Source organism: Streptomyces sp. NBC_01235 (assembly GCF_035989285.1).
Taxonomy (GTDB): domain Bacteria; phylum Actinomycetota; class Actinomycetes; order Streptomycetales; family Streptomycetaceae; genus Streptomyces.
In genome coordinates this window covers 3,190,757-3,211,764 of record NZ_CP108513.1, presented here as the reverse complement: position 1 = coordinate 3,211,764, position 21,008 = coordinate 3,190,757, and the positions used below count along the sequence as shown (strand labels likewise).

Annotated in this window: 17 protein-coding genes and 5 pseudogenes; 12 read left to right on the top strand and 10 right to left on the bottom strand. The window is 72.3% G+C overall.

All coding sequences use genetic code 11. The annotated features are described in order from the left end of the window. The first annotated feature begins 477 nt into the window (after window positions 1–477). A complete protein-coding gene (locus OG289_RS13970; protein WP_327314322.1) occupies window positions 478–2,364 on the top strand; it encodes an FUSC family protein in 1,887 nt (628 codons plus the stop codon). Window positions 2,365–2,403: 39 nt separating this feature from the next. Here the strand turns inward: OG289_RS13970 and OG289_RS13965 are convergent. Beyond that, window positions 2,404–2,835 (bottom strand): annotated as a pseudogene (locus OG289_RS13965) (endonuclease/exonuclease/phosphatase family protein); the annotation flags it as partial. On the opposite strand from OG289_RS13965, the pseudogene OG289_RS13960 reads away from it, so the two are divergent. The 3 genes and pseudogenes from OG289_RS13960 to OG289_RS13950 all read left to right on the top strand — a co-directional run. Then, window positions 2,794–3,066, top strand: a pseudogene (locus tag OG289_RS13960) (amidohydrolase); the annotation flags it as partial. The pseudogenes OG289_RS13965 and OG289_RS13960 sit on opposite strands and share 42 nt — an antisense overlap. 132 nt (window positions 3,067–3,198) lie before the next feature. Further along, window positions 3,199–3,376 (top strand): annotated as a pseudogene (locus OG289_RS13955) (DUF899 domain-containing protein); the annotation flags it as partial. A 175-nt stretch (window positions 3,377–3,551) separates the two neighbouring features. After that, complete coding sequence (locus tag OG289_RS13950; protein WP_319676352.1) at window positions 3,552–3,728, top strand: hypothetical protein; 177 nt, start codon at window positions 3,552–3,554, stop codon at window positions 3,726–3,728. 4 nt (window positions 3,729–3,732) lie between these two features. Here the strand turns inward: OG289_RS13950 and OG289_RS13945 are convergent, their stop codons facing one another. From OG289_RS13945 to OG289_RS13935, 3 genes and pseudogenes are all read right to left on the bottom strand, one after another. Further along, on the bottom strand, window positions 3,733–5,604 hold the full coding sequence (locus OG289_RS13945; RefSeq protein ID WP_327320670.1) for an ABC transporter ATP-binding protein: 1,872 nt from the start codon (window positions 5,602–5,604) through the stop codon (window positions 3,733–3,735). A 359-nt stretch (window positions 5,605–5,963) separates the two neighbouring features. After that, window positions 5,964–6,410, bottom strand: coding sequence for a hypothetical protein (locus tag OG289_RS13940; RefSeq protein WP_327314321.1), 447 nt, complete (start codon window positions 6,408–6,410; stop codon window positions 5,964–5,966). Window positions 6,411–6,667: 257 nt separating this feature from the next. Further along, window positions 6,668–7,399: pseudogene (locus OG289_RS13935) on the bottom strand (ATP-binding protein); the annotation flags it as partial. A 237-nt stretch (window positions 7,400–7,636) separates the two neighbouring features. On the opposite strand from OG289_RS13935, the gene OG289_RS13930 reads away from it, so the two are divergent. From OG289_RS13930 to OG289_RS13920, 3 genes and pseudogenes are all read left to right on the top strand, one after another. Continuing rightward, window positions 7,637–8,497, top strand: coding sequence for a helix-turn-helix domain-containing protein (locus tag OG289_RS13930; RefSeq protein ID WP_327314320.1), 861 nt, complete (start codon window positions 7,637–7,639; stop codon window positions 8,495–8,497). After that, the gene (locus OG289_RS13925; protein ID WP_079663027.1) at window positions 8,498–8,773 is read left to right on the top strand and encodes a DUF397 domain-containing protein; all 276 of its coding nucleotides are present in this window, start codon (window positions 8,498–8,500) and stop codon (window positions 8,771–8,773) included. 102 nt (window positions 8,774–8,875) lie between these two features. After that, window positions 8,876–9,592: pseudogene (locus OG289_RS13920) on the top strand (SAM-dependent methyltransferase); the annotation flags it as partial. 628 nt (window positions 9,593–10,220) lie between these two features. Here the strand turns inward: OG289_RS13920 and pdxR are convergent. After that, entirely contained in the window at window positions 10,221–11,663 is a 1,443-nt protein-coding gene (pdxR, locus tag OG289_RS13915) for a MocR-like pyridoxine biosynthesis transcription factor PdxR (protein WP_327314319.1), read from the bottom strand. Between the two features lie 47 nt (window positions 11,664–11,710). Between pdxR and OG289_RS13910 the strand changes: the two genes are divergently transcribed. Further along, on the top strand, window positions 11,711–12,268 hold the full coding sequence (locus OG289_RS13910; protein WP_327314318.1) for a carboxymuconolactone decarboxylase family protein: 558 nt from the start codon (window positions 11,711–11,713) through the stop codon (window positions 12,266–12,268). Between the two features lie 240 nt (window positions 12,269–12,508). Here OG289_RS13910 and OG289_RS13905 read toward each other — a convergent pair whose 3' ends face one another. The 3 genes from OG289_RS13905 to OG289_RS13895 form a co-directional block, all read right to left on the bottom strand. Beyond that, complete coding sequence (locus OG289_RS13905) at window positions 12,509–13,996, bottom strand: glutamate synthase subunit beta (RefSeq protein WP_327314317.1); 1,488 nt, start codon at window positions 13,994–13,996, stop codon at window positions 12,509–12,511. A gap of 247 nt (window positions 13,997–14,243) precedes the next feature. Then, window positions 14,244–14,723, bottom strand: coding sequence for an anthrone oxygenase family protein (locus OG289_RS13900; RefSeq protein ID WP_327314316.1), 480 nt, complete (start codon window positions 14,721–14,723; stop codon window positions 14,244–14,246). A 217-nt stretch (window positions 14,724–14,940) separates the two neighbouring features. After that, window positions 14,941–15,666 carry a DUF2293 domain-containing protein gene (locus OG289_RS13895; protein WP_327314315.1) on the bottom strand — a complete coding sequence of 242 codons (726 nt, stop codon included), beginning with the start codon at window positions 15,664–15,666 and terminating at the stop codon, window positions 14,941–14,943. 312 nt (window positions 15,667–15,978) lie between these two features. Here OG289_RS13895 and OG289_RS13890 point away from each other — a divergent pair, with 312 nt between their 5' ends. The 3 genes from OG289_RS13890 to OG289_RS13880 all read left to right on the top strand — a co-directional run bounded on the left by OG289_RS13890 (window position 15,979) and on the right by OG289_RS13880 (window position 17,728). Continuing rightward, a complete protein-coding gene (locus OG289_RS13890) occupies window positions 15,979–16,620 on the top strand; it encodes a uridine kinase (RefSeq protein WP_327314314.1) in 642 nt (213 codons plus the stop codon). Window positions 16,621–16,806: 186 nt separating this feature from the next. Continuing rightward, entirely contained in the window at window positions 16,807–17,190 is a 384-nt protein-coding gene (locus tag OG289_RS13885; protein ID WP_327314313.1) for a PPOX class F420-dependent oxidoreductase, read from the top strand. A gap of 103 nt (window positions 17,191–17,293) precedes the next feature. Further along, window positions 17,294–17,728 (top strand): CBS domain-containing protein, encoded by a 435-nt coding sequence (locus OG289_RS13880; protein ID WP_327314312.1) that lies wholly within the window; start codon window positions 17,294–17,296, stop codon window positions 17,726–17,728. Window positions 17,729–17,768: 40 nt separating this feature from the next. On the opposite strand, the gene OG289_RS13875 is transcribed toward OG289_RS13880, so the two are convergent. Next, window positions 17,769–18,896, bottom strand: a complete 1,128-nt coding sequence (locus tag OG289_RS13875) for a magnesium and cobalt transport protein CorA (protein ID WP_327314311.1) — start codon at window positions 18,894–18,896, stop codon at window positions 17,769–17,771. Between the two features lie 256 nt (window positions 18,897–19,152). Between OG289_RS13875 and OG289_RS13870 the strand changes: the two genes are divergently transcribed. Next, window positions 19,153–19,947 (top strand): class I SAM-dependent methyltransferase, encoded by a 795-nt coding sequence (locus tag OG289_RS13870; RefSeq protein ID WP_327314310.1) that lies wholly within the window; start codon window positions 19,153–19,155, stop codon window positions 19,945–19,947. A gap of 64 nt (window positions 19,948–20,011) precedes the next feature. On the opposite strand, the gene OG289_RS13865 is transcribed toward OG289_RS13870, so the two are convergent. After that, entirely contained in the window at window positions 20,012–20,941 is a 930-nt protein-coding gene (locus OG289_RS13865) for a carbohydrate kinase family protein (RefSeq protein WP_327320669.1), read from the bottom strand. Window positions 20,942–21,008 lie beyond the last annotated feature (67 nt).

Here is a 21,008-nt window from a genome sequence, read left to right as displayed (position 1 = left end):
AGGAATTCAGGGACGGATCGCGGTCAATCTCAGACTCTTGCTCCAGACTCAGCATTCGCCGCCGATCGCCGGAGCGACCGGGCCCAGGCCCCCGGACGTCGAATTGCCGGTTCAAGTCCGGCCCGCGCAGCTCGATGCGCGGTGGTCCAAAGGCAGGACGCGACGACATCACGACTGACCTGGGTCCTCAAGTGCGCCGGCGTGCGACATGGGTGGCATCGACAGGGGCCGGGGGCAGGCTACGCCCCCGGCCCCGCTCCCGTTGGCCCGGCCTTTTTCGGCACGAGAAGCGCTCTTCCGGCGTTGCGTTCATAAAGAACGCGGGATTCGGGACAGACGTCACCTCGCTGAAACGCAACCGTCCCAACCTCTCCAAGGCCGCCCCGTACCGTGGACACCACAGCTCACCACTGACCCGACCGCCCCGGCCACCGTCGCCCGAAGGCACACCCCCGCCCTCGTCACGACAGGAGCTTCGTGTCCCCGCGCTCGTCCCCACCCCTTCGCTCTCGCGTATTCACCGCGCTCCCGCCCTGGCTCGCGCACGCCCTGCGCGCCCAGCGGGGGCCCGTGCCCTGGAGCGCGGTCACACGTGGGGCGTTGGCCGCGGGACCCCTTCTGCTGGTCGCCGTCCTCGCCGGCCGGACCTCCCTCGGGGTCGTCGCCGCCATCGCCGCCATGCTCGCCGGGATCAACGACCGGCCCGGCAGCCGGCGCGCCTCCGTCCGCAGGCTCGGGGCGCCCGCGCTCGCGGGAGCGGGAGGGCTGCTCGTCGGGACGTATGCGGGCGATCACGTCGGGGCCGTCGCGCTGACGGCCGTCCTCACCGGCCTCGGGCTCCTCGCCGGCGGACTGAGCGCCATCGGGCCCGCCTCCTCCGGGGCGGGCACGCAGTTGCTGGTCGCCGCGGCCGTCGGAGCCGGAATGCCGGTGCCCGAACCGGGCTGGTCGCTCGCCCTCGCCTTCCTCGCCGGGGCGGGGTGGCTGCTCGCGCTGCGGCTCGTGCTGCCCACGCCCGGGGCCGGACCCGGCGACTTCCGGTTCGACGGGGAACGGGACGCGGTGGCCCGCGTGTACGACGCCGTCGCCGAGCTCCTGGACGCCGCCGGCACCGAGCACGCCACCGCCCGCCGCGCCGCGCTCACCGCCGCCCTCGACCAGGCCCAGGACGCCCTCGCCGGCCCCCGGCTGCGGCGCTACGCCAGCTCCGCCGCCGAACGGCGGCTGCACGCCCAGTACGCCGCCGCGCTGCCCCTCGCCGAGGCCGCGACCGCGCTCGCCTGGGCCGGGGAGCCCGTCTCCGAGCGGACCCTGGCCGGGCCCCGACGGCTCGCCGCCGCCATACGCGCAAACACGCACACCGGGCCGCTGCCCGCGCCCTCCCGGTCCGCTCCCGCGCTGCGCGCCCTCGACGACGCCCTGCTGCACGCCGCCGACGCCTTCGACCAGGGCGGCGGAGGCGACCTGCACACCCGTCGGCGCGGCGCCCGCGACCTGCTGCGCGCCGCCTTCGGGGCGGGCGGGCGCGAGTACGGGCTGCGGGTCGGCCTCTCCTTCGGGACCAGCGCCGCCATCGCGCAGGCCCTGCACCACTCCCACTGGTACGGGCAGCACACGCACTGGTACTGGCTGCCCGCCACCGCCGTCTTCCTGGTCAAACCCGACCTCGGGCCGCTGGTGTCCCGGGTGCTGTGCCGGGCCGCGGGGACCGTGCTCGGGGCGCTGCTCTTCGCCGGGTTCGCCGCCGTGCTGCCCCGCCCGGAGGGGCTCGTGGCGCTGGTCGCCCTCTGCGGCGCGCTGATACCCGTCTCCACCCGGCACTTCGCCGCCCAGACGGCCGTCGCCACCGTCCTCGTGCTGTCCCTGGTCATGGTCGGCGGGGAGCCCCAGGCCTCCGTCAGCCGGATCGCGGAAACCCTGCTGGCCTGCGCGATCGTACTGATCGTCGGACACCTGCCGATGCCGGGGGAGAGCGGCGGCCAGGTGCGCGCCCGGCTCGCCACGGCCACCGGCGCCGCGCACGCCTACCTCACGCACGTCCTCGACGGCTCCGACGACCGTGCCGCCCGCTGGACCCTGCGCCGCGAGGCCTACCGCACCCTCGCCGAGGCCCGCACCGCCATCGCCCTCGCCGCCCACGAACTGCCCGCCCTCGCCCGGCACACCGAGGGCACCGACGAGGTCGCCGCCCTCCTCGAACGCCTCGTCGACACCACCACCGCCTGCGCCGTCCACCTCGACGACACCGGACGACTCACCTCCCGCCACCGGGAACGACTCACCGAACTCCTCGACGAACTCGCCACCCGAAGAGAACGAGCAGGCCTCCCACCCACCACACCGCGCCTACCGATAGCGGTGTAGCGCCCGCCCTGGCTGCGGCCCCGGCCCCGACCCTGCCTGTCAGCCGATCCGCACCCATACCGGTGCGTGGTCCGAGGCCGGTTCGTTTCTGCGCGTCGACGGGTTCGCGCCCACTGAGGGGAGCCGCTCCTCCTGCGGACCCGCCCCCGTTCCCGTTCCCGCTGTTGTCAGGCGGTGGATCAGGTGGTGGCCGGTCAGGATGTGGTCGATCAGTTCGCGGCGGCCGGAGTTGATCCGTGAGCAGCGCCGGTCGGCCGGGATCAGCGGGGCCACGTCCCACAGGCGGGCCGCGTCGCCCTGGTCGGGGGCCTCGAAGGCGGGCGTGCCGATCTCCGAGCCGGGCGGGCCGAGCAGGATCTGTGTGGTCGCCGCCCGCGCCTCGTCGTTGAGGTCGCCCAGCACCGCCACGTCCCGCTCGCGGCCGTCACCGGCCGGCAGGTCGTCGGCGAGCGCGCGCAGCGCCGCCGCCTCGTCGACCTCACCGGGCCGCACACCCAGCCCGTCCACGACCTCGCCGCGACCCTGGTGCACAGCGCCCGCTCCTTTGACGTCCGCACCACGATCGTCGACGGCCGCGTCCTGATGCGGGATCGCGAGCTGCTGACGATCGACGTGCCGGAGGTCGTACGGGAGCTGGACCGGCGGATGCCCGCGCTCCTCGACCACAGCCACGGCGGACGCATCCAGGAGTACGACACCTGAGCCGTCGCGAAGGATTTCCGCCGCGCGGCGACGAGCTCCGCCCCGCCCACCGGTCACCCCCCCCTCGAACGGACCGTTGCCCAGGAGGGACAGCCATGGCGCAGCCGGAGCTTCCGGAGATCGTCTCGTGGCCACACCTACTCGTCGTACGAGTGCGGTCTCGACGGCCTCGGTTCGGCCACCAGCCCTGCTCGACCCGACGGCCCTGGGGCGGCAGGAGGAGCGGGAGGAACCCAAGGGGCGGGCGTCGGACCTCGGGACGCCCCCGGGCAGCGCACACGTCCGGTATCACGACGAGTGCGACGTCTGATCACCACTTGTGCGCCTGTTGACACGGGCGGTGTCCGAGATGTTCGGAAAGTGACCGGATCCTCACAGTCCGCGCCGAACCCGTGTCAACTACGTCTCAGTACCGCAACTGGGCGAGCCGTTCGGCGTCCGATGAGCGTTAACTCCTACAAGTACGACGCTATCGGAGGTGCGAGATGGTGAACGGGCGAACCGTGCTCGAACGCTTTCCCGCGGGTGGGCCGCGCGGGTCCTGGCCGGCGGAGGAGTTCGCGCACGCACGGCGCATGGAGGGGCTGCCCGCCGAGGTCGTCATGGACCTCGCCACGGACACGTTCCTGGTGGTCGTCCGGGGCGGCGACGCCGCGCGGTGAGCCCTCAGCCCGCCTGTGACGGGGCGGGCACGGGCACCCGCGCCGTGAACTGCTCGGCCTGAAGCGCGTACAGCTCGGCGTAGACGCCCCCGCCCGCCAGCAGCTCGTCCGGGGTGCCGGACTCCACCAGTCGGCCCTGGTCCAGGACGTGCACCAGGTCCGCGTGCCGGACCGACGCCAGCCGATGGGTGATCAGGACGACCGTCTGGCCGCTGCCGGCCAGCGCGCGGATCTTCTCGAAGACCTCCAGCTCCGCCCGGGCGTCCAGCGCCGCCGTCGGCTCGTCCACGATCAGGATGCGCCCGCGCCGATAGGCCGCCCGTGCGATGCCGAGGCGCTGCCACTGGCCGCCGGACAGCTCGTGCCCGCCGCTGAAGTGCCGGGCCAGCAGCGTGTCCAGACCGCGCGGCAGATCCGCGACCACCTCCTGGGCGCCCGCCTCGGCGACCGACGCGGCCAGCCGCTCCTCGGTGAGCGGCGCGGCGCTGCGGCCGATGGCGACGTTGACCCGGGCCGTGAACGGCCACCGCTTGAAGTCCTGCGCCACCATCGCGACGCGCTCGGCCAGTTGGTGCCGGTCCGCGCCCGCCGCGTCCACGTCGTCCCACAGGATCCGCCCGCGGTCCGGCTTGTACAGCCCGGCCAGCAGCTTCACCAGGGTCGTCTTGCCGGAGCCGTTCTCGCCGACGAGCGCGATGATCCGGCCGAGAGGGAGGGAGAGGCTGACGTCGTCGAGGGCGGGGCGCGCCGACTCCCCCGGGTAGCCGAACGTGACGTTCTCGAAGCGGATTTCGCGCGGATCCTCCGGCAGGGCCGCGCCGCCCACCGGGATCGCCCGTTCGGCCGCCTCGACGTACAGGCGTTGCAGGTCGCCCACGAACAGGGCCTCCTCGTGCAACTGGTTGACCTCCAGGACGAGGGTGTTCAGGCTCGCGGAGCCGCTGCGGATCGCGATCACGGCCGTTCCCGCCACCGCCAGCGCCATCGTCCCGGTGAGCAGCAGGGCGCCGAGTGTGGCGTAGGTCGCCAGTGTCGCGAGGCCCGTCCAGGTCGCCGCGATCAGGCCGGTGCGGGCCGCGAGCCGCGCCAGCCGGGCCTGCTCCGCCTCCGCTGTCTCCGACATCGCGCGGAAGTGCCGCAGCAGGAAGGGCCCGACCCCGTGGACGCGGATCTCGGGCGCGGCCGCCGGCTCGGTGAGGAGACCGGCGATCAGATGACCCGCGCGCGCGTGCTGCACCCAGGTGTGGAACGACTCGTAGCGGCGCCGGGCGTTCGTCAGGGCGCTCCAGGCGCTGGGCAGCGTCATCGTCACCAGCAGCGGCAGCAGGAGCGGGTGCAGCACGGTCAGCACGCCGGCCGCCGCGGCCAGCGAGATCATCGCGTTCACCACGCGCGTGCCGTGACTGATCATGTAACGGCTGGACCGGGCACCGTACTGCGCGGTGTCCAGCAGCTTGTGGAAGGCGTGGTCCTCGATCGCGGCGAGCTCCACGGCGGCCGCCCGCTCCAGGTACAGCTCGGTCGCCACCCGCTCCACCTTGGGCTCCAGACGTCCGGTGGCGTACGTCGACGCGGCCCGCAGCACCACTGCGACAAGCAGGACGACGGCCATGGCGGCCAGCGCGGGGACGGCGCCGCGCAGCCGGTCCTCGATCGGGCCGCCGGTGATCAGCCGGCCCAGCACGGTGTTCACCGCGAGGAGGCTCACCGCCTGCGTCACGCCCCGGCCCACCTCCGCGAACAGCACGATCCGGGCGGCGCGCGGGTCGGCCTGGCGGGCCAGCCGGAGACTGGCGGCGAGCAGGGAGGGCAGCCGGGTGATCATGGCGCGGAAGTTCAGCTCCAGGAAGGCGTCCTTGTGCTGGTTCCAGCCCATGTCGTAGCGGAGCGGCCCTCCGAACAGCAGGCGCTCCGACTCGGACACGTCACGCTCGTCGGGACCCTGCGGTTTCGGCGCCTGCTCGGCCTGCTCGGCCTGCTCCGCTTTCTCGGCCTTTTCGGCCTTTTCGGCCTTCTCCGTCTGTTCCGTTTCCTCCGCCTGCCCCGTCGGCCCCGCCTTCCGCGCCTGCCCCACCGTCGGCCTCCCCATGCGCTCGTGGACGACGGCCACTATCGCGGGACGAGCCGTGTGAGGGCAGGGCGCGGGACGGGGAAGCCGGGACGCGCGGGCGTGCGCCGGGCCGGGCGTCGGGGACGGTGCCCGGACCGCCTCGACCGCCGGGCGGAAGCAGGAGGCTATGCGCTGATCGGCCGGGACCAGATGGGTGCGGTGCCCGTGAGGCGGCACAGGGCCAGGTAGAGAGGGATCGGCGGGGTGTACGGAAGCGTGCCGTCCGGTCGGTGGATGAGGCCGGGGAGACGCGGGGAGTCCGGGAGGATCGCGCCCGTGGCGTAGCGCGCGGGGGCGGGCCATTCCAGGGCGTAGTCGGAGTCGGAGGGGACCAGCCACCACCAGTGCGCCTCGTCGGCGTAGACGCAGCCCATGCGCGGCAGGCGCGGCATGAGCAGCGGGCCGAGATGGGCCGGGACGGAGATGGCGTCGCAGCCCAGGGGGGCCGTCATGCCGTCGGGCACGGTCAGCCGGTGCACGGGTTCGGGTGCGGAGGCGCCGGCCGGCCCGCGCTTCAGGCGTACGAGGGTGTCGAGGGTCAGCACCGGAGCCCTACCGGGCACGGTGCTCATATTCGTCCCCGCTCACGGCCGTGTTCGAGCGGAAGCGGAAGCGGGAGGACGTCGGCGGAGCGGCCGGATGTCCGTGGCCGGCCGTCGCGGCCGTCGAGCCCGCCGTGCTCGGGGGCGCGGTGCCACTGCGGGTCCACGCGGCGAGCCGGGCCGTCGGGTGCGGGTATGACCGGTGCTGCGGGGGCGGCCACGGGCACGGGGTGCGGTCGTCTTACGGCCGTCGGGCCGGTCGCTCCCCGGTGGTGCTGTTCCGCGGACTCGTCCTCGTCACCCGAGCCGTCGGCCGGACCCGGCTTCGGACGGGCGCCCCAGCCGAGGTCGTTGCGGGGGCCGTCGGGGACGGTGTGCGGCTCGCCGGGAGCGTCGTGGAACTCGTCCAGGGTGTCGAGGAGGTCGCCGAGGTCGGCGTGGCGCGGCTCGTCGAGGACGAGGCAAGGGCTGTTGCGCGGCTCGGCGGGGTCGCGGTGCGCGTCGGCCTTACGGGGCAGGTCGGCCCAGACCAGCAGGCCGGGCCCGTGCTCATGGGCACCCCAGGCGTGACAGAGGGCCTCGACGAGGAGCAGTCCCCTCCCGTGCTCCTCCTCGGGACGCTGCGGAGAGGGGTGGGGCTCACCCGGCGCGCACCCCTCGTCCCGCACGGCTATGCGGACCAGGTCGTCGCCGTCGTGCAGCTCGCAGACGACGACGTCGCTGGCGGTGTGCACGATCGCGTTCGTGACCAGCTCGGATATGACCAGGGCGGCGGAGTCGCAGGTGTCCTCGCACACCGACCAGCCGGTCAGCCGGGCCCTCGTCAGGCGTCTGGCCTGGGCGGGGGAACCCGGATGGGCGGCCAGTTCGAATCGGAACCGGCGCTCGGCAGCGGCCTGGTCGGGGCCTGCTCCCGCGCTGGCACCGAGACCCTGGGGGCGGCCTGCGGCGGCGTCTGTTCCTAAGGGCGCGGACGGAATCACGCTTGCCACTATCGCCCCGCCGTGAACACTTGGCAAGTGTCACTCTGAAAAATGCAGAGTGCCGTGTGACGCAGTGAAGGGCCGTGGCACACTGCTCGCAACAGCACGTTGAACGGCGCCAATTGGGATCAGCGGAGATCCGTACGCATCCGTACAGACCTTCGAGTAGGTCTTCGACTGGCGCCGTAGGGCTGTCGGGATTCTTTTCGTGACCGGCCGGGTCGGGGCGCGCGTAAGCCCCCGCGCCGGCCGGGTTCTTCGTGGAGGTGGAGCGTGAGCGAACCGCGGTCCGCGCCGACGGTCGGACAGGTCGTCCTCGGTCGGCGCCTGTTGGACCTGCGGGAACGCGCCGGGCTCAAGCGCGAGGAAGCCGCCCGCATCCTGCGCGTCGCGCCTGCCACCGTCCGCCGTATGGAGATGGCCGAGGTCGGCCTCAAGATCCCGTACCTCCAACTGCTGTTGAAGGCCTACGGCGTCACCGACGAGGAGGCCGAGGGCTTCGTCCAACTGGCCGAGGAGGCCAACAAGCCGGGCTGGTGGCAGCGGTTCCACGATGTCCTGCCGGGCTGGTTCTCGATGCACGTCAGCCTCGAGGGCGCCGCCGCCCTGATCCGCCAGTACGAGCCCCACTTCATCCCCGGCCTGCTCCAGACCGTGGACTACGCGCGCGGTGTCCTGAAGTCCGGCGCCATCGGCCAGACCCGGCCGGAGGACATCGAGCGACTCGTCGACCTGCGCATACAACGCCAGGATCTGCTCACCCGTCAGGACGCGCCCCGATTGTGGGTGGTGATGGACGAGACGGTGCTGCGCCGCCCGGTCGGCGGCCCGGAGGTGATGCGCGCGCAGATCGACAAACTGCTCGAGGCCGCGAAGCTGCCCAACGTGACGCTACAGGTCGCCCCGTTCGCGAACGGGCCGCATCCGGGCACGTACGGGCCCTTCGTGCTGTTCCGATTCGCCATGCCGGAGCTTCCGGACATGGTCTACAGCGAGTACCTGACCGGCGCCGTCTACCTCGACGCGCGCACCGAGGTGGCGACCCATCTCGAGGTCATGGACCGCATGGCGGCGCAGGCCGCTACAGCACATCGCACGAAGGAGATCCTCCGGGATCTCCGCAAGGAGTTGTGAATGGATCGCATCAAGACCCAGTCCAGGCCGCGGGTCCGCGCTCAGCGGATCTACAACGGCATGCCCGCCCGGGAACTGGGCAGCGAGGGCTGGCACAAGCCGTGGAGCGGCGGCAACGGAGGCAACTGCCTGGAGGCGATGAAGCTCGCGGACGGCCGGATCGCCGTCCGGCAGTCCACCGATCCCGACGGGCCCGCGCTGATCTACACCTCCGACGAGATGACGGCCTTCATCGAGGGAGCCAAGGCGGGGGAGGCGGACTTCCTGCTGTCCTGAACCGACCTGAGTGCTGCTTTTTCTGTGTCCGCCGTCGCTCGACTTCCTTGTTCTTGGTACTGACTTGATCACTATTCGCGTCACATGCTTACGGAGTGCCTCATGACCGGGCAGGACCCCACCGGCGCCGTCGAGATCGACACCAGCAAGCCCCAACCCGCGCGGATGTACGACTGGTACCTCGGGGCAAGGACAACCACCTGGCGGATGAGTGGGGGTACCGCCCACGCCCTTGAGGCAGTGGGGGAGGGGGCCGGCAGATGCTCGCCCTCGACCCGCGCGTGCCGGTGATGGCACGAGTCAACCGCGCCTTCATGCACCGCTCCACCCTCCCCCAGTGCTGAACGCCTGGGGGACCCCCAGGCCGGCCAACAACGGCGTACGGCAGTTCCCGGACATCGGCACGGGCATCCCGACCGGGCCCAACCTGCACCGGGTCGCCCAGCGGATCGCCCCCGACGCCCGGGTGGTCTACTGCGACAACGACCCGATCGTCCTGGCGCACGCGGCCGCCCTGCTGCGCAGCATGCCGCAGGGCGTCACGGAGTGCCTCCAGGCGGACGCCCGCGACCCGGCCGCCATCTGGAGTACCTCCAGGCGGACGTCCGCGACCCGGCTGCCATCGTCGAGGGGGCCGGGAAGATCCTGGACTTCAGTCGGCCGGTGGCCCTGTCACCGGTCGCGCTGCCGCACTTCGTCTCCGACGAGGACGGCGCGCACGAGCTGGTCGGCCGACTGCTCGCCGAACTCTCCTCCGGCAGCCACCTGATGATGACCCACGCCACCGCCGACTTCTCCCCGGAGGAGTCCGCGGCCGCGCACATCGAGCACGGAGGCGAACCGGCCCGTCGGCGACGAGGCCTCGGTCTCCTCCGGCTGGGACGAGGACCGTACGACGAAGGGGCGGGAACCGCCTTCCGCGAGCTCGTCCCAGGCACGCCGCAGGGCCGCCGTGTCGCCGCCCCCGCGGTGCGGGATCACGAAACCGGGGAGCACCGGCAGTCCGGCACGGGCCGCGCGCGAGGTTCGCGGCCTTGGGCCCGTCAGCCCGACGAACTCGGCGCCGGGCTCCGCCGGCGCCACGTCGGTCGTGCCGGGGGCAGGGCCCGGGTCGGGGCCGCGATCAGGGCCGCGATGAGGGCTGCGATCAGGGCTGCGATCAGGGCTGCGATCAGGGCCGGCGGCCTCGACCAGGCCGAGGGCGACCTCGACCCTCGGGTCTTCCCCGCCGCGGGCGCCTTCTCCGTGACGTTCGTCGAGCGCCGTCATCCAACACCCTTCAGGACCGACCGCCAACAGGGGGACGCGCGCGGGGCGCCCCGCGCCTGACGGCGGAACGAAGGATGGGGCGAGCCGCCGCCGGTCCGCAGCCGGACGCGACAACAGCACACCTCCTGTTCCGATGATCCCGCCGCCGCTCCGATCCCCGTAGTCCGCGAGCCACGCCTCATTCGGAGGCAGGACTCCGTTGCGCGTTCGGCGGCAACACCCGGCACAACGCGTCCAGCGCCGCCCCGTAGGCATGCTCCGGCGGGGTCGCGTACCCGACGACGAGGCCGTCCGACGGCGCCATGTCCGTCGCCGGATGCCGGAACGCCGCCAGGCCGTCCAGGGCCACGCCCTGCCAGGCGGCCGCCTTCACCGTGGACGGCTCGGTGCCGGACGGCAGCCGCAGCACCGCGTGCAGCCCGGCCGCGACCCCGGTGACCTCGACGTGCGGCGCCCGCGTGGCGAGCGCCTCGACCAGCCGGTCCCGACGGCCCCGGTAGCGCTGCCGCATGCGCCGCACGTGACGGTCGTACCCCCCGGACACGATGAGGTCGGCCAGACCCAGCTGGTCCAGGACGCTCGCCCAGGCCTCCCGTTCGCCCTTGGCGGCCAGGACACCGGCGACATACCGCTCGGGCAGCACCATCCACCCGAGGCGCAACGCGGGCGACAGACTCTTGCTGACCGAGCCGATGTAGATCACCCGCTCGGGATCGAGTCCCTGGACCGCGCCGACGGGCTTGCGGTCGTAGCGGAACTCCCCGTCGTAGTCGTCCTCGATGACCACCCCGCCACGCGCGCGTGCCCAGTCGATCGCGGCGGTCCGGCGGCTCGCGTGCAGCGGACCGCCGGTCGGAAACTGGTGCGCGGGCGTGAGGAGGACGGCCCGCTCGCGCCCCAGGCGGTCGACGCGCGCCCCGTCCGCGTCCAGGGGCAGGGGAGTCGTCCGCACGCCCGCCGACGCCAGCAGCCCCCGGTGAAAGTCCAGCCCGTACGCCTCCACGGCCAGTGGACCGCGCAGCACCCCGCCGCCCGGCGCGAACAGGAGGCGCAGCGCGTGGGCGAAGCCCGAGCAGATCACGATGCGCCCAGGCTCGGTGCGCACGCCACGCGCGCGTGCCAGGTACTCGGCCAGGGCCTCGCGCAGTTCCCGTCGGCCGGCGGGGTCACCGGGCCCGAACACCTCGTTGGGCGCCTGCTGGAGGGCCCGACGGTAGGAGGCGAGCCAGGCCGCACGCGGGAACGACGACGCGTCCGGAGTGCCCTGCCGCAGGTCGTGCAGGGGACCACGCGCGCGTGGAGGTGCCTCGACGGGCACCCGCTCGGCGTGTCGCAGGGGCTCGGCCCGGTCGGCGACCCGGGTGCCGGACCCCTGCCGGGCGGTCAGCCAGCCCTCGGCGACGAGTTCCGCGTACGCGTCGGCCACCGTGTTGCGGGCGACGCCGAGGTCGGCGGCGAGTGAACGGTACGGCGGCAGCCTGGTTCCCGGAGCGAGCCGCCCGCTGCGCACCGCCTCTCGCAGCGCCCGGATGAGAGCGGCTCGCCGCCCGCCCGGCCCGGCCGGCTCCAGGTGCAGGTCGGCACCGATCCGCTCCGCATGATTGACCCACGAATTCACCATGAAAATGCACCCTACAGAGGGTCTTTCCGGCCCGTAGGTTGATGGACATGACGACGAAACCGGCGAACACGACGACGAACACGACTGGTGCGGGTGCAGGTGCGGGTGCGGGTGTGGATGCGGGTACGCATCCGGGGGTGGCGACGGCGGCCGCGACGACTCGCCTCGACTTCGGGAAGTCCGCCCCCAAGGCGTTCCGCGCCCTCATCGGCTTCGACGCCGCCGCCCGCGAGGGCCTCGACCCGGCACTCGTCGAGCTGATCCAGATCCGCGCCTCACACCTCAACCACTGCGCGTACTGCCTGCATATGCACACCAACGACGCCCGCAAGGCCGGCGAGAGCGAGGACCGGCTGCACATGGTCGCGGTCTGGCGCGAGGCCCGTCACTTCTTCACCGAGAAGGAACAGGCGGCCCTGGCCCTGACGGAAGCGGTCACGCTGGTGGCCGACGGAGGCGTCCCGGACGACGTCCACGCCGAGGCCGCAGCCCGCTTCGAGGAGCGGGAGCTGGCCCAGGTGTTGGCCCTGATCTGCACGATCAACACCTGGAACCGGGTGGCCCTGGCGACAGGGAAGGCGGCGGGGACGGACGAGCGCCGGTGACGTGGGCGAGCGTCGCTGAAGGCAGCGAGTGTGCCGCTGAAGGTGTCGAGCGTTGCTGAAGGCAGCGAGTGTGCCGCTGAAGGTGTCGAGCGTTGCTGAAGGTGGCGAGTGTGCCGCTGAAGGTGTCGAGCGTTGCTGAAGGTGGCGAGTGTGCCGCTGAAGGTGACGAGCGTCGCTGAACGCAGCGAGTGTGCGCTGAAGGTGACGAGCGCCGCTGAAACGATCCGCCCCCGGCGTGTCCTAGACGCTCATCGGCCGGTCGTACGGTCCGATCGGGGCCGGGAGCCGTGAACTCCCCGTCAGATGACGGTCCACGGCCTCCGCCACCGCCCGCCCCTCCGCGATGGCCCACACGATCAGCGACTGGCCGCGCGCCGCGTCCCCCGCGGCGAACACGCCGGGGACGTTCGTCGCGAAGTCGCCGTCCCGCGCGATCGTGCCGCGCGGCGCCAGCGACAGCCCGAGCTGCTCGACGAGCCCGTCCTCCCGGTCAGGCCCCGAGAAACCGAGGGCAAGCAGCACGAGGTCGGCGGGGAGCGCCCGTGCGGTGCCTTCCACCGGCCTGCGCCGGGCGTCGACCTCGACGAGGTGCAGCGACCGTACGTGCCCGCTCTCGTCGCCGGTGAAGCGGAGCGTGGACGCCGCGAACAGCCGCGCGTCCGCGTCCGCCGCCGGCGCGGACTCCAGATCGCGCGCCTCCTCGTGCGCCGCCGAGAGCCGGTAGATCTTCGGATACGTCGGCCAGGGGTCGGCGTCCTCGTCACGGTCCGCGCCGGGCTGCGCGTAGATGTCCAACTGGGTCACGGACGCCGCACCCTCACGCACCGCCGTGCCCAGACAGTCCGCCCCCGTGTCGCCACCGCCGACGATGACGACGTGCTTCCCGGCGGCGGACATCGGGGACGTCTCCAGATCCCCCTCGCACACCCGGTTGGCCAGCGGCAGGTACTCCATCGCCTGCTGGATTCCTGTCAACTCCCGCCCCGGAACGTGTAGTTCGCGCCACTCGGTCGCCCCGGTGGCGATCACCACGGCGTCGTAGCGCGCCCGTAGGTCCGCGGCCATGACGTCCCGCCCCACGGTGGTCGACGTACGGAATTTGGTGCCTTCCGCCCGCATCTGCTCGATCCGCCGCTCCAGATGGTGCTTCTCCATCTTGAACGCGGGGATGCCGTACCGCATCAGCCCGCCGATCCGGTCGTCCTTCTCGTAGACGGCGACCGTGTGCCCAGCCCGGGTCAACTGCTGTGCCGCCGCCAGCCCGGTGGGCCCGGAACCGATCACCGCCACCGTCTTCCCGGACAGCCGGTCCGGCGGACTCGGGGGCGTGAAACCGTCGGCCCAGGCCCGGTCTGCGATGGCGACCTCGACGTTCTTGATGGTGACGGCCGGCTGGTTGATGGCGAGGACGCACCCGGCCTCGCACGGCGCCGGACACAACCGGCCGGTGAACTCGGGGAAGTTGTTCGTCGCGTGCAGCCGGTCGCTCGCCGCCCGCCAGTCCTCCCGCGACACCAAGTCGTTCCACTCGGGGATCAGATTGCCGAGCGGACAGGCGTCGTGGCAGAACGGTATGCCGCAGTCCATGCAGCGGTCGGCCTGCTTGCTGACGATGGGCAGCAGCGCCCCGGGGACGTACACCTCGTCCCAGTCCCGGACCCGCTCCTCGACCGGCCGACGGGGCCAGTCCTGGCGGGGTGTGGTCATGAATCCCTTGGGATCGGCCATGGGCGTCTTCCTCGCGTACGCGTGCGACAGGCCGAGCGTCATCGGGCGGCACTCTTTCGGCCACGATACGTCCCGTCGGCCACCCATGCAGAGTGGGGGGACAGCGCTTTCCCTCGGGGCCTTTCTCGGGAAAGGGGGCTTCCCCGGCGGGTTTCGGGTCCCCGGCGGGTATCCGGTCCTCCGGAGGGTGTCCGGTCCTCAGGAGGGTGGCCCGTTTCCGGCGAGGGTCCGGTCCCGGGGTGTCCGGTCAGACCAGGGCCAGCACGTACACGACGGCCGAGGCCGCGGACGCGACCGCGCGCACGTGGTTCCACCTCGTCCACTCACGCACGTAGGTCGGCCAGTACGCGACAGCCTCCGGCGTACCCGGCTCCAGCTTCATCAGCGCCTCGTTGCGGGGCACGTTCGCCATCACGGTCACCCCGAACACGCCGCACAGATACAGCCCGCTGCCCAGCAGCAGGTGAACCGTTCCGCTGTCCGGCAACAGCACGAACGTCACCACGGCGATCACCGCGCACAGCGCCGCGGAGCCGAGGAACAGGACCATGAACGCCGGTGTCATCGCCGAGGAGTTGATCGCGTTCATCGCCGCGACGCCCTGCGCGGGCGGCAGCGCGGCGAGCCCCCGCATCACCAGGACCGAGAAGGCACAGAAGACCCCGGCCATCAGCCCCGTCGTCAGAGCGCCCAGCATCGCGAGCACCAGATACGGCCCATCGATCATGACAACGTCAACTCCCACCCGTCGAGCGGAGATCTTGCCCGGTACCGTCCGTCACCTCAAGTGAAACCCCGTTCATGATCGGTGACCATGGCCTAAACGCACGATGACATGCGTGGACGTCCAGGAGTATCGGTGTCGCGGGAGGCGCCTTGGCCTGGAGGCGCCTGGGCCTGGAGGCGCCTGGGCCTGGAGGGGCCCGGGTGCCTGGGAGTGGCCTCTAGGGGGTGGGGGCTCCTCCCCCCTCCCCCCGCCCCACCCTCCCCGCCCGCCACTCCCGCAGCCGTCCCTCCACCTCCGTCGCGATCCGCAGGCGTGCCTCGTGTCGTGGCACGCCGCTCATCAGCAGCCGGTCGTACGGCGTGTCCAGATGCCGTACGGACGCCACCACCGCGGAGACGACCGCTCCCTCGGACAGCGCCCGCCCGGCGGCGCTGCGCCCCACTCGGCCACTGCCCCGCAGCGAAGCGTGTGCCGCGATCCCATGCGCCCGGTCTCCCGGGCAGCCCGGAAACAACCGCAGGATCTCCGCCGCGAAGGCCTCCGCGAACCGTTCGTCCTGCGCCGCCCGCAGCCGAGCGTCCCGCACTCGGCGCCGTCGCCGCGCCTCGGCGTCCGCCAGGCACCGCTCCTCGGCCCGCGTGAGCGCCGCCTCCTCGACAAGGACGCCCTGCCGCTCGTACCGCCCCTTGCGCCGGTTGAACCGGACCACCACCGCCGACAGCCCGCTCTCCTCCCGCGACCTGCGCGTCAGCGCCGTGTCACCACGCGGCAGGAAGACCAGGTGCCCCAGATCGGCGCAGTCGAGGCAGCGCGGCGCGGCGTCCTCCAGGACCAGCATTGGCAGCGGCCCGCGACGACACCCGGCGCAGTGCTTCCGCCGAAGCGGCTGGACGACGAGAAGCCCGGTACGGGGAGCGGGAGCGGTGAGGGGTGCGCGTGCCATGGGGGCTTCATTCCCCCTGGTGGGCGCGGTGGCACCTGCTCAACCTCCCATGTCCTCCCTCCTGTTCGCCGGGTGCACGCGGTGTACACCGACACCTGTGTACGGTGCAGCGTCGGCGCCTCGATCTCGTTCAGCCGTTGCCGTTGCCGTTGCCGTTGCCGTTGCCGTTGCCGCTCGCCGTCCGCAGTCGGGTCGCTCTCCGATTGCCCTCCTCGGGGCGGCCCGCGCCTGGTGCGAAGCCCATCTGCCCAAGCTGCTCGCGGTGCGCAGGTCCCGCGAGGTCGAGGCGTCCGGGTCGGCGACTGACGCATCATGGGCCGTGTGCGACTCGAAGCGATCACCTGGGAACGGCTCGGAGACCTTCTCGCCGAGCGGCTGCTCGACCTGAAGCGGGACGGCGGCGGTCCCTGGCCACGCATCGCCTTCGACGGCGCCCCGGCGGCCCGTCCCGGAGACCTCGCAGAGCGCGTCGCCGAGGCCCTGCGCACCCGTGGACGCCCGTCCCGTGTCGTGGACACGCACGGCTTCCTGCGCCCCGCCTCCCTCCGCCTGGAGTACGGGCATCACGACGTGGAGGCCTACTACGACGGCTGGTTCGACACCGGCGCCCTGTGGCGCGAGGTGTTCGATCCCCTCGAACCCGACGGCGACGGGCGGATCCTGCCCGATCTGCGGGACCCCGTCACCGACCGCGTCACCCGCAGCTCGTACGTCCAACTCCCGCCCGGTGGGCTCCTGTTGCTGCACGGTCCCCTCCTGTTGCGACACTGGTTCCCCTTCGACCTGACCGTCCACGTCCTCCTCTCCCCGGCGGCCCTGCGCCGGCGCACCCCCGAAGCCGACCACTGGACGCTGCCCGCCTTCGAGCGCTACGCCCAGGAGACGGATCCGGCTGCCACGGCCGACGTCCTCGTCCGCGCGGACGACCCTCGCCATCCGGCCTGGGGTGGCTGAATCTGGCATCGCCAGACACTTTTAAATGCACGTGCATGTAAGTAGCCTGGCGTCATGGCGCTCCCCGCAAGCACTTCCGTCCCCTCCACCGCCTCTGCCGCCTCTACCTCGTCCAGCTCGTCCTCCACTTCCTCCGTCCCCTCCGTCCCCTCCGTCCCCTCTGTCTCCTCCGTCCCCTCGGTCTCCTTGACTGACTCCGTTCGTGCTCTCCTCGACGGCCGGAACTTCGCCTCCGTCGCCACCCTCGGCCCCGACGGGGCCCCGCAGAACTCGGTGGTCTGGATCAAACGCGAGGGCGACACCGTCCTCTTCTCCTCCACCGACGGACGCCAGAAGGTGCGCAACCTCCGTCGTGACGCCCGTATCAGCCTCTCGGTCTTCGACCTGGCCAACCCGTACACCTCGGTCGAGATCCGCGGCACCGCCGAGCTCCTCCCGGACCCGGACAAGCGGCTCCCGCACGAGCTCTCGCACAAGTACCTCGGCATCGACCCGCCCGCCGAGAAGGACGATGAGGTCCGCCTGATCATCCGCGTCGTCCCGCAGAGGGTTCTGGGCTTCTCGGCCTGAGGAGTTCCGGGTGCGGGCGCATGGTGGCGCGGCGAGAATGTAGGCGCCGGGACCAGCGGTGCCGCCCGCGCCGCGCCGGCCGTCCGGCACCGGGAGGTACTCCATGACCACCGCCGGAGACATCATGCACCAGGGTGTCCAGTGGATCCCCGCCCACGAGACCCTCGACCGCGCCGCCCAGCTGATGCGCGAGCTGAACGTGGGAGCGCTGCCCATCAGCGACGAGAACGAGCGGCTCTGCGGCATCCTCACCGACCGGGACATCGTCGTCGGCTGCGTGGCCATGGGACACGACCCCGCCAAGGTCACCGCCGGGGAGATGGCCCAGGGCACGCCGCGCTGGATCGACGCGGGAGCCGACGTCGGCGAGGTGCTCCAGGAGATGCGGGACCACCAGATCCGCCGGCTGCCCGTCATCGAGAACAAGCGCCTGGTGGGCATGATCAGCGAGGCCGACCTCGCCCGGCACCTGACCGAGGACCAGATCGCCGGCTGGGCCGAAAGCGTCTACGCCAGAACCGGACCCGCCCGGCACTGACGGGGGCGGCCGCGGCGGTAGCCCCGATGGGACAGGTCGCTCAGAGCCAGCCGTTGCGCCGGAAACCGCGGTACAGGACCCAGCAGGCGACGGATATCACGCCGATCACCAAGGGGTAGCCGAACCTCCAGTGCAGTTCCGGCATGTGGTCGAAGTTCATGCCGTACACCCCGCAGACCATCGTCGGCACGGCGATCACCGCGGCCCAGGCCGTGATCTTCCGCATGTCCTCGTTCTGCGCGACCGTGACCTGCGCCAGATGCGCCTGCAGGATCGAGTTGAGCAGCTCGTCGAAGGACGCGATCTGCTCCGTGGCCCGCAGCAAGTGGTCGGAGACGTCCCGGAAGTAGGCCTGTATCTCCGGATCGATCACCCGGACCGGCCGGTCCGCGAGGTCCAGAAGAGGACGCCCCAGCGGTACCACCGCCCGCTTCAGCTCGAGGAGTTCACGCTTGAGCTGGTAGATGCGCCCCGGGTCCGCGCGCGCGCCGTTCTCCGCGAACACGTCCGTCTCGACCTGGTCGATGTCCTCCTGCACGGCGTCGATGACGTTGAGGTAGTCGTCGACCACGTGGTCCGCGATCGCGTGCAGCACCGCCGACGGCCCCTTGCCGAGCTGTCCCGGATCGGACTCCAGCCCCTCGCGCAGCGGGCCGAGCGAGCCGTGCCGGCCGTGCCGCACCGTGATCACGAAGTCCGGGCCGACGAACACCATGATCTCGCCGGTGTCGACCACCTCGCTCGTTGCCGTGAGTTCCTCGTGTTCGACGTAGCAGACCGTCTTGAACACCGCGAACAATGTCTCGCCGTACCGCTCGACCTTCGGCCGCTGATGCGCCTCCACGGCGTCCTCGACCGCCAGCGGGTGCAGGTCGAAGAGCTCGGCGATACCCGCGAACTCCTCGTTCGTCGGCTCGTGCAGGCCGAGCCACACGAAACCGTGACCGCTCTTGCGCACCCGCTCCACGGTGTCGACCAGATCGCCGCCGCGCGGGGCCCGGACGCCGTCCCGGTACGTCACGCAGTTCACCACCGAGGAACCCAGCGGGGATCGCGCGGGGTGACTCAGGTCGACCCGCGCGCGCCGCCGGGCCAACCGCGCCACCCTGCGCAGGCCGCCGACCCTTCCGAGGCCGGTGACCTTCCGCAGATTCCCTGCCATGGTCATCTGGGACTCCTTGCGTGGATCTCCTCGCGCCGCATTCCTGCGCCCTGGCGGGCCAGTCTGCCAGGCCCGTGTATGCCGTGGGTAAGCCTGTGGAAAGGGCCGGTTCCGTTTTGTTCCCGCCTGTGGACGACGGGACTTCGGACTGGTCACGAGACCGACGGGCGGCCTTTCCCGCTTCGGGTTCCCGGCTTCCGCGCTCCTGATCCCGGCCGCGTCGACCACCTCCGGCACGCGGGACAACTGGGATGATCGCCGCATGACGCGATCCGACGGGTACCTCCTCGACAACCGGCAGCCCGAGGCTGGGGAACGCTTCGACGCCTTCGCCGCCCTCTTCGACGCCACGACGTTCCGCCACCTCGAAGGGCTGGGGATCGGACCCGGCTGGCGCTGCTGGGAGGTCGGTGCCGGCGGCACCTCCGTGGTGTCCTGGCTGGCGAAGAAGGTCGGTCCGACGGGCAAGGTCCTCGCGACCGACATCGACACCTCCCGGCTGGCGTCGGCCGCCCGCCCGCCGGTCGAGGTGCGCGTCCACGACCTCGGCGCCGAGGAGCCTCCGATGGAGGGATTCGACCTGGTGCACGCCCGGCTCGTCCTGGTCCATGTGCCGGACCGGGAGCGGGCGATGCGCTCGATGGTCAGCGCCCTGCGCCCCGGCGGGCGGCTCCTGATCGAGGACGCCGACCCAGCCCTGCAGCCCCTGCTGTGCCCCGACGAGCACGGCCCCGAACAGCAGCTCGCGAACCGTCTGCGGCACGGCTTCCGCCAGCTCCTCGCCGGCCGGGGCGCCGACCTCTCCTACGGTCGGAAGCTCCCGCGTCTGCTCCGCGAGGCCGGGCTGCGCCGAGTCGAGGCCGACGCCTACTTCCCCGTCACCTCAGTTGCCTGTGCTGTCCTGGAGTCCGCGACGGTACGGCAGATCCGCGGCGAGCTCGTCAGGGAAGGCCTCGCGACCGACGAGGACATCGACCGGCACCTGGCGAACGTCGCCGCGGGCGGCATGGACCTGGCCACGGCACCGCTGATCTCGGCATGGGGGCGAAAGGAGTAGAAGCCCGGCCGACGGCCACTCCGGCCCGATTTCTCCGCGTCGGAACCCCCACGTCCAGGCGTTCTCAGCCGGTGCGGGCCGGGTCCGGCGTCGGCGTCGTTCCGTCGTGCGGTGCGGGTGGTCTGCCGCCCACTTGTCGTACCGCCCGGGCTCCCGCTCGGCACCCCTCTGCCGCCGCGGCATCGGCGTCGGCGCCCGCCAGCAGCGCGGCGAGGAACGCTCCCGTGAAGGCGTCGCCGGCGCCCGTGGTGTCCCGGGGGGCCGCCGGAGCGGAGGGGACACGGGCGAGCACAGCGCCGTCGCGGGCCACCAGCGCACCGTCCGCCCCCTGCTTGGCCACCACCAGCGGGACATGACGGCTCAGCTCGGCCGCCGCGGCCGCCCCGTCGAGCAGCCCGGTGAGCAGACAGGCCTCGTCACGGCTGGGCAGCAGCACGTCCACCCCCTCGACGAGGGGCAGGAAGCGGCCGACACCCAGTTCCATCAGGAAGCCCGCCGACGCCGGATCAAGGCTTACCGGCACCCGACGCGCGCGTGCCGACGCCAACGCCGTACGCACCAGGGCCCGACCCGTCTCCGAGAACAGCAGGTATCCCGACAGGTGCAGGCGGCCGACGCCGTCCAGAAGGGCCTCCGACCAGTCCTCGGGGGCGAGCCGCAGGGACGCGCCGCTGTCGGTGAGGAACGTCCGCTCGGCCGCGGCACCCGTGTCGACCAGGCAGATCACCGTCCCCGTGGACGCCTGTGGGTCGACGACGAGCCGGGGCCGCACCCCACAGGTGGTCAGCTCCCGCTCGTGCCAGGCCGCCGACTCCGCGCCCACCCGGCCGAGAAGCCGTACGTCCGCACACCCCCAGTGCGCCGCCCAGCACGCCACGTTGGCGCCCGCGCCGCCCGGCAGGATCCGGATCACCGAGGCCGTGTCCGTCCCGGAGGCCAGCGGCCCCCGATGCCGGGCGACGACGTCCGTCACGACGTCCCCGACGACCAGCAGCGCCCCACTCCCTGGATCCGAAGCAGGTTCGGAATCCGCAGCGGAACCGGACCGCGGCCCCGCACCA

Bases quoted from the DNA above. Each gene is read 5' to 3' on its own strand.
- OG289_RS13950 (WP_319676352.1), top strand. From the start codon at position 3,552: ATGGTGAACGGGCGAACCGTGCTCGAACGCTTTCCCGCGGGTGGGCCG.
- OG289_RS13945 (WP_327320670.1), bottom strand. From the start codon at position 5,604: ATGGGCTGGAACCAGCACAAGGACGCCTTCCTGGAGCTGAACTTCCGC.
- OG289_RS13940 (WP_327314321.1), bottom strand. From the start codon at position 6,410: ATGAGCACCGTGCCCGGTAGGGCTCCGGTGCTGACCCTCGACACCCTC.
- OG289_RS13925 (WP_079663027.1), top strand. From the start codon at position 8,498: ATGGATCGCATCAAGACCCAGTCCAGGCCGCGGGTCCGCGCTCAGCGG.
- pdxR (WP_327314319.1), bottom strand. From the start codon at position 11,663: ATGGTGAATTCGTGGGTCAATCATGCGGAGCGGATCGGTGCCGACCTG.
- OG289_RS13910 (WP_327314318.1), top strand. From the start codon at position 11,711: ATGACGACGAAACCGGCGAACACGACGACGAACACGACTGGTGCGGGT.
- OG289_RS13905 (WP_327314317.1), bottom strand. From the start codon at position 13,996: ATGGCCGATCCCAAGGGATTCATGACCACACCCCGCCAGGACTGGCCC.
- OG289_RS13900 (WP_327314316.1), bottom strand. From the start codon at position 14,723: ATGATCGATGGGCCGTATCTGGTGCTCGCGATGCTGGGCGCTCTGACG.
- OG289_RS13895 (WP_327314315.1), bottom strand. From the start codon at position 15,666: ATGGCACGCGCACCCCTCACCGCTCCCGCTCCCCGTACCGGGCTTCTC.
- OG289_RS13890 (WP_327314314.1), top strand. From the start codon at position 15,979: ATGGGCCGTGTGCGACTCGAAGCGATCACCTGGGAACGGCTCGGAGAC.
- OG289_RS13880 (WP_327314312.1), top strand. From the start codon at position 17,294: ATGACCACCGCCGGAGACATCATGCACCAGGGTGTCCAGTGGATCCCC.
- OG289_RS13875 (WP_327314311.1), bottom strand. From the start codon at position 18,896: ATGACCATGGCAGGGAATCTGCGGAAGGTCACCGGCCTCGGAAGGGTC.
- OG289_RS13870 (WP_327314310.1), top strand. From the start codon at position 19,153: ATGACGCGATCCGACGGGTACCTCCTCGACAACCGGCAGCCCGAGGCT.